1 protein-coding gene is annotated in these 1,670 nt (G+C 67.5%); it reads right to left on the reverse strand.

Annotated elements, in window-relative coordinates; all coding sequences use genetic code 11:
* Positions 1 to 31: 31 nt before the first annotated feature.
* Positions 32 to 1,602, reverse strand: a protein-coding gene (locus tag GH664_RS22585) for an IS3 family transposase (protein WP_153170292.1) whose coding sequence is annotated in 2 segments (ribosomal slippage) — positions 32 to 1,170 and positions 1,170 to 1,602 — 1,572 coding nt in all. Because the reading frame shifts where the segments join, the coding sequence is not laid out codon by codon here.
* Between the last annotated feature and the right edge of the window lie 68 nt (positions 1,603 to 1,670).

Below are 1,670 nucleotides of genomic sequence, written 5' to 3' on the forward strand. Positions count from 1 at the left end.
CCGGAACAAGTCAAGATAGTTGTCGCCTGATTCATGCAACCGACCGCTTTAAGTCTTCAGCATGCACGTGATCGCGTACGACCGCATCGCGCTCCGGATTGAGTGTGACCGCGCCGATTGGCGTCCAGTCGCGCGTCCCACGGGACCAGCGCGCAGGATGTCGCTCGCGGGCCCGCAGATACGTCTGATGCCGTGCAGCCAGGATCGTCCGGTCCTCCAGCGCGTGTCGCTGCGCCGGGGTGACGTAGCGGATGCCGCTGTGGCGGTGCTCGAAGTTGTACCAGCGCACGAAGTCGCGTCCCCAGAGGCGGGCGTCGTCAAGGGTGGCGAAGCCTCGCGCCGGGAATTCGGGGCGGTACTTGGCCGTCTTGAAGAGCGACTCGACGAAGGCGTTGTCGTCGGAGACGCGCGGGCGCGAGTACGACGGTTTGACCCCCAGCCAGTGCAGCATCGCGAGCACCGTTGTGGCCTTGAGCGTGCTGCCGTTGTCGCCGTGGAGCACGGGTTTGTCGGTCATCGCGTGGATGCCTTCAGCGAGCGCGGTGCGCTTGAGCAGGCTCACCGCGTGCTCCGCGTCGTCGGCGTCGTGGATCTCCCAGCCGACGATCTTGCGGCTGTACAGGTCCTGGATCAGGTAGAGGTAGAACCAGCGCCCCTGCACCTGCGTGGGCAGGTAGGTCATGTCCCAGCACCAGACCTGGCCCGGCGCGGTGGCCACATGCGTGGTCGGCGTGCGCGAGCGCTGGGGCGCTCGGGTACGGCCCCGGTGACGGGTTTGCCCGTGGGCGCGCAGCACGCGCTGGAAGCTCGATTCGCTGGCGATGTAGATGCCTTCGTCGGCCAGCGTGGGCACGATGCGCGCCGGTGGCTGATCGGCGAAACGCGGCTCGTTGGCCACCGCCAGCACGCGAGCGCGCTCGGCCTCGGTGAGCGCATGCGCGGGCGTCGGGCGCTCGGCCAAGGGCCAGCGGTCGCCGACGTGCAGGCCGTCCTCGGTCTTCCAGCGTTGCAAGGTGCGTACGGTGATGCCGGCGACCTCGCACGCCGGGCGCAAGCGCGCGCCCGCTGCGTGAGCGGTGTCGATGTGGCGGACCATGGTTTGGCGATCTTCCAGGCCGATCATGCGTCCTCGTCCTTGTCCTTCGGAAAGATCGCCTCGAGCTTTTTTGACAGCACCAGCAGCGCGGCAGCTTCGGCCAGGGCCTTCTCCTTGCGGTGCAGGTCGCGCTCGAGCTCCTTGATGCGGCGCCGGTCGGCCTTCTTCTCGCGGTGGCTGATCCGCGCGGCGTCCTCGGGGTCGGCCAGCGCCTGCGTGGCCGCTGCGCGCCATTGCTCGAGCTCCTGCGGATACACGCCGTTCTCGCGGCACCAGGCGCTCTTGCTGGCCTCGTCCATCGCGGCGGTGACCAGCACCGCCTCGAATCGGGCCGGCGCTGTCCAAGCCCGCTCGCGAGCGGGCTTGGACAGCGCATCCGCGCGCCACCGCTCGAGCGTCGCCGTTGAAATGCTCAGTTCGCGGGAAACCAACTCCACCGATGCGCTCTCCGGGGGCAACAACCGTGCGACCGCTTTGTCCTTGAATGCTTGTCCGTATCTGGCCACTTCGTTCTTCCGTTATCGCCCTCGGGGTTCAGATTCTATCGAGGCGACAACTATCTTGACCCAGAGGG

Origin of the sequence: Thauera sp. 2A1 (assembly GCF_009469595.2) — a bacterium.
Classification (GTDB): Bacteria; Pseudomonadota; Gammaproteobacteria; order Burkholderiales; family Rhodocyclaceae; genus Thauera.